At 24.2% G+C, this 7,081-nt stretch carries 1 rRNA gene and 1 pseudogene; both read left to right on the top strand.

Annotation, left to right across the window (positions count from 1 at the left end):
- Positions 1-90 (top strand): 16S ribosomal RNA (locus VAMP_RS03910); the annotation flags it as partial.
- 220 nt (positions 91-310) lie between these two features.
- Positions 311-7,081, top strand: a pseudogene (locus tag VAMP_RS03915) (hypothetical protein); the annotation flags it as partial.

Raw genomic sequence — 7,081 nt, forward strand, 5'->3', positions numbered from 1 at the left:
CTACAGAGTGGTGTAAGAAGGGAATTAGCGACTGGGGTAAAGTCGTAACAAGGTATCCCTACGGGAACGTGGGGATGGACCATCTTTAAAGTAAAGATATAAGTAGAGAATAAAATAAACAAAGGTTTATATACCATACTTCTTTTAATTATTATTGCATTGATATGAATATAAAATGTTTAAAAAAAGCTAATTATTAATTTAATTAGTTTTTTTGTTGATTTTTTTAATGAAATTATTATATATACTATATATTATACTTAAGTTTTGTTTAAGTATAAATTTATTTATATTTATTACCAAAAAATATATGAAAAATATGTGAGATAGATTTAATTTGTTAGGTGCAATAACTAAAGAAAAAAGTAAAAAGTTTTTTTCTCTTTTATTAGCTTTTCTATTAGTTTTTTCCAATATGACAAATTTTATTTATGCTATTGTTCCTTCTGAGTATTTTCAATTTATAAAATCATCAAATCAAGACAATGTTGATTGAAATTCTTTTGTAATAAAAAATTACACAGATATACAATGAACTTCTTCAGATTTATTTACTTGATTTGATAGTAATGATTGGGATGAATTTGATTGAAAAGATATATCAGTTGATATAAGTTCAGTATGAACTTGAGAAATACATTGATTTACTTTGTGATCATGAGATAATGCAAACATAACTAATTTTGTATGAGTGCAAGATCAAGCTGATTTAGTCAGTAAAATAGAATCTTTACAATTTGCAAAAAATCTTACTGATTATTATAAACTTTTCTTAGATAATAATTTTTATTCTTTGAGAATTAATTTTGAAGATTGATATACTTTGGATTTTGTTGATCTAATTGGTTCAATGTCAATTGAAGAAGCATTAAGTTGACAAATTAAACAAATCTCTTGAGAATGAAATTATTGAACTTGAATAACAGAAAATATTGATTCATTTATAAGTAGTATAAGTGAAAATATTGAATATACAAGTTTTGATAATATTTTGGAAACAGAGACGATTTTATGAGAAGTTTTTGAACAAGTTGATGATCTTTATAGTATTTTTTCATTTTGATATCAAGATATTAAATTAGATGATAATAAATTTGTTATCAAAAATCTTACTGATACAAAAGATGGAGATAATTTTAAAGAATTTTTTGTAAATACTGATCAATTGGATAGTAAGGATTTTGGTGCTGGTAAAAGTGTATTGGTAGATTTAGAAAATGAAAAAGATTGAAAAATTTATTGATTTACAGTTTGAACTTGATCTACTGCAAATGAATTGATTTTTACTTGAAGTGGTGTTGATAGTATTGAAACTTTGATATGACAAATAGAATCATTGCAATTTGCAAAAAATCTTACTGATTATAATAATATTTTCTTGGAGAAAGAATTTTTGTCTTTGAAAATGAATTTTGAATGAGATAAAAGTATTGAATTGATAGATTTGATAGGATTGGATTATGCCTCTTGAGCTTTGGCTCAACTAGATACAGATCTTAAAACTTTTTTAACCAGTAATACTGAACCAGGGCTTTGAGAAACTATTTGAGATTGAGAATATTGAGATGCATCTGATACTCAAAATACTATTGATACTTTAATTTGAATGATTGAAGATAATATAGATTTTTGAGATAGTGCAGATTATACATTAAATCAAAATGTTATTTTGTGAGAAATATTTAAAAATGCTTATCAGTGGAAAGATTGAGATTTAAGTGAAAATGATATAGTAGTTAAAAATCTTACTGATACAAAAATTTGAGAAGATTTTAAAGAAATTTTTGTAGATTCATCAAGTTTTGAAAACAAAAATTTTGGTTCTGGTGAAAATGTATTGGTAGATTTAGAAAAATTAGATAATTGAGAAATACATTGATTTACTTTGTGATCATGAGATACAGCAAATACAATTAATTTTGTATGACTTGAAAGTCAAGAAGATTTATTGAATGCAATAAAATCTTTTGAGTTCTTTAAAAATTATACTAATTATGGTGATATATTTTTAGATAATGATTTTTTAACTGTAAAAATTAATTTTGATGATTGAGGAAGTTTATTATTAGTTGATTTAATTTCTTATAATGCAATTAATGCAATTGATGCAACAGTAAAAGATTATATAGAAAATAATTCAGCAAATGGAAAAGATTCTTTTGATGTTTCTATTGCAAATCTTGAAACTTTAAAGAAAATAGATTGAGTTTGAGATTCTACAGCAAACGATATTATTGATTTTTTTGGTTCAGGAGCTAATTTACCAGTTTGTAATATTTTGGATTTAGGTGAAGATTTATGGGAAAATCCTTGAGTTACATATCAAAACTTGAAAAATACTTCTCATATCTCTATAAATAAATCTTGTGATTTATGATGAAGTTCTATTTGAGAAATAATTATTTGAATGCTTACGGCAAATATAGAATATAATCAAATTGATTGAGATTGAGAAACTGATTGACAAATAATTTTGTGAGTTGTTGCTGATTATGTTGAATCAGAAGAAGAATTAGTAGTAGATCCTCTTGAGGAATTAGTTGTTCAATATAATTTAATTTGATCTTGATTAAACCTTGTTTGAATTCAAAATAATTTTGATCAGGTTTCAACTTGAAATATTCAAAATTTTACAGGTTTATCTTTCTCAAAAGAAAGTTTATGAAAAATTGAATTCAATACTTGATTTAATTTAACAAATACTTGAACTATTGATTTTTTAAGTGGTTTAAACGATCAATTAGCAATGTCAGGTTGATATATACAATTTGATGCTGATGATTCTGTTTTTGATGTGTCAGCTACATTATCTATGAATTTGGAATGAGAATATGCAACTTGATTTGTAGAATATGCTAGTGGATGGGATTGAGAAGATTTTGATTGGATAAGTGTAAAAGATAGTGATTGAAATGAAATTGAAGATTTATCAAATAAAATATCAAATTTAACTTGATCTTGTGATAATTGAGATTGTACAGTAAGTTTTGATACTGATTGATTTACTTCTTTTGATCTGAATTTTGAAGTTTTGGAAGAAGTTGTTGACCCAGAAGAATATGAAATAGAATTTAATGTAAGTCCAGAAAATGCACAAATAGAAATTGATTGAAATACATATTCTCATAATCAAACTTGAAGTTTTGCTGATTGAAGCTATAATTATACTGCAAGTTTAACTTGATTTGTAACTAAAACTTGAACTTTTGAAGTAAGTTGAACTTGAAAAACTGTTAGTATTGAATTAGAAGAAGAAGTTGTTGACCCAGAAGAATATGAAATAGAATTTAATTTAAGTCCAGAAAATGCACAAATAGAAATTGATTGACAAACATATTTAAATAATTGAACATGAAGTTTTGTTAACTGAACTTATGAATATACTGCAAGTTTAACTTGATTTGTAACTAAAACTTGAACTTTTGAAGTAAGTTGAACTTGAAAAACTGTTAGTATTGAATTAATTCAACCTTATTGAGAAGCTGAAATTAATAATATTTGTTTCTATTCTTATACAGATACTAATGAACAAGAATATTGTGATAAAAATATATTTAAAGATTCATTTAATGTTTATTTAACTTGAAATATTAATTGAAATTCATTGTGAATAGCTAGTTGATATGATGATGAAGATTATAGTTTTGTATCAAAATATATTGATTCTCAATGAGAAGAAATAGAACTTGATTGATATCTTTATGAAAATAGAGATTGAGATATTGAGATAAGTTTTTATCTTGAAACATATAATCATGAAGAATGAGAAAATTTTGATATTAGTTCTTGAACTTGAACATTAGAAATTAAATTCTTTTACAAAGAAGAAGAAGTAATATTATTGGAACAAGAAATGTTCTATGATAATGAAAAACCTCTTGTTACAGATATTTCTTCTGTAGATAATAATGATTGAACTTTTACTTTAACTGCTACTTGAACAGATAATTATTGAATAGAAAATTTTTATTGGTATGAAAATAATCCTGATAATTGTCAAAATTATCAAAATTATCAAATTAAATCTATATCTATGGAATGAGGAACTAATTGATTTTGTTGATATGATAGTTTTGCTACTTGATCAACAATAACAATAACTCCTGATAGAGAAGAATATTTTGTAAAAACTTATGATTATGTTTGAAATTATTGAACTTGAAATATTAAATTAGATTTACAAGTTTCAAAACCTGAAAATTTAATATCAACTTGAATTACTAATAATTGATTTACTATTGAATGGAATGAAGTAGAATGAGTTGATTCTTATGAAGTATTATTAAATTGAGAATTTAAAGAAAATGTATGAACTTGAACAAGTTATACTTTTGAAGGTTTAAGTTGATCTAAAAATTATTATCCATGAGTAAAAGCTGTTGAATGAGAAATAAAATCTGCTATTAATCAAATAAAAGTAAGAACATTATGAAATGAATTAAATTTGAATGTAAATGTAGATGAAAAATGTTTAGCTCCTGAATGAGAAAATCAAGAATGGTTATGGGTAAGACTTACAAAATCTTGATCTACAAATTGGAGAGATAATAAATATTCTTCAAGAAGTTTAACACAAACTTGAATAAATATTTTATTTGAAGATATTTCTTGAGATTATAGTTATAGAATTTCTACATGAAGATGTGGTGTCGTTAATTGAAGTTTAAATATTGATGGTGTTACTACTGAAACTGTAGAAATATGAGTTGGTAAATGGATACAAACTATTATTAGAGAAAATACTTATACTTGAAGTATAGTAAGTAATTATAATTTACAATTAATAGATACTAATAGTACTAAATCAACATTTGTTAGTTCTCAAACATGAACATTATTAAATTTATGAAATAATGATTATACAGTTAATATTAGAGATTGACAAACTTGGGCTAATAAAAATGTTGTTTGAATATATAGTTGAGCTAGTGAACTTTCTACATGAAATATATTAGAAAATTCTGATTATTCTACTTGAGATACTATAACAGTAGTAGTTCAAGAATGAAAAGTTATAAAATGAACTACAAATAGAGATTGATATATAAGTTTATATAATTCTACAACAAATTCTTATATAGCTTGAACAAGTATTAGAAATTGAGAATTTGTGATGATGTGAATTCCAGCTTGAGAATATACTATAAATGCTAGGTCAAATAATTATAATTATAAAAATTATTCAAATTGAATTACAATAAATTGAGATTGAAATATTATTACTCATAATATTAATTTTGAACAAAAGGATTTAGATATATCATGAGAGTTTTCTAAAGATTATGCTTTAGAATGAAAAAATATCTTTTTAAAACTTAATCCAAGTGAAAATAATTCTTGAAATATTAAATTTTTATCAGGTGATGATATAATAAATACTGCAAGTTATAGAGTTTTGGATGATAATTGAGATTTGGTTAGTACTTGAACTATTGATTTGACAAATGGAGAAGATATAAATAATTTAAATTGAAATAATATTACAGTTAATTTACTATTAAAAGATAGTATTGATACTGATATTAATTTCTTAAGTATTGAGTTTGAAGCTTGAGATAATAAATTAGAATTATCTATTCCTATTGTTAGAATAGAATATAATTCTCCTGCTACTGTAATTGAATGAGAAAAATTTAATGTAAGAGGTTTTGCAAGTCCTAATTCATTTATACATATATTACACAAATGAAATCTTATTTGAACTTGATCTACAAATAGAAATTGATGATTTAGTATAGAATCAAAAATAGAACAAGCTTGAACTTGAACAATTTTGATAAAAGATATTACTAATGATGTCTTTTCTGAAACATCAGATATTGAAGTTTGATCAAAAGATTGAGATTTACCTATATTAGAAAATTATGAAATAAAGGTAAATAATAATTCTAGAATAGATGAAGAAAATTGAAAAATACAATATTTTTCTGTTTGGGCTAATTTTAATCTTACAAGTGCTGATAAAGTAGAAGTTTTGGCTGATATAACAAATAATCCAGATGAAGTAAATTATTATGTATGATGAGAAAAATTGACAAATTGAGTATTTGCGAAATGAACATATATTTGATATTGAACTAAAGATGTAGTTATTGAATATATTAAAAATAATAAAAAATATACTCAAACTATAGCAAAAATGGTAGTTTTGATTGATCCTGCTTGATTTGTATACAATAAAGATACTAATGAAAAAATTGCTTGAATAGAAGCAAAATTATATGAATTAGTTGATGAAAATTGAGATAGAATTGAAGATAAAACTTGAGTTGATGAAAGTTTATTATTATCTTGAGCATATAGAGCTTGAAATTGATATAATAAAGATGATATAATAAATGATATAGATGTATGTAAATGATGATGAACTGCTTATCCATGTGAATGGCAAGAGTATGATTCAAGTTGATATTGAGAAGAACCAAATCCACAAATTACAGATGAAGAATGAAAATATGCTTGGATGACTCCTACAGGTTTCTATTATGTAGATTTTACTTCAAATGATAATGATAAATATGATAATTTTGAATCAAATGTAGTATTTATACCACCAGAAGTAAGTGATCTTGATATATGAATTTATTACAAAGATTGATTTGAAGTTACTGAAAGTATTGATAATTGAGAAAGAAAAAGAACTTGGAATTGAACAGATAATAAATGGAATGATTGGGAATATACTTGTAATAGTGGTTATGAAATAGATTGAAATGAATGTAAAAAATCTTCTTCATGAGGATGATGAGGATGATGAGGATGATGAGGATGATGAACTATATGGACTACACCAAGTGATGAAAATGATGAACAAGAGGAAAATAATGAAAGTGATGAACAAGAGGAAAATAATGAAAGTGATGAACAAGATGAAAATAATGAAAGTGATGAACAAGAGGAAACTGATGAAAATGATGAACAAGAGGAAACTGATGAAAATGATGAACAAGAGGAAACTGATGAAAATGATGAACAAGATAAAAATAATGAAAATGATGAACAAGAGGAAAATAATGGACAAAAAAAATTATCGGAATATATAAAAGAACTTGAAGAACAGATACAATCTGAACAAAAATTG

The organism is Candidatus Vampirococcus lugosii (assembly GCF_018420025.1).
Classification (GTDB): Bacteria; Patescibacteriota; Gracilibacteria; order Absconditabacterales; family Absconditicoccaceae; genus Vampirococcus; species Vampirococcus lugosii.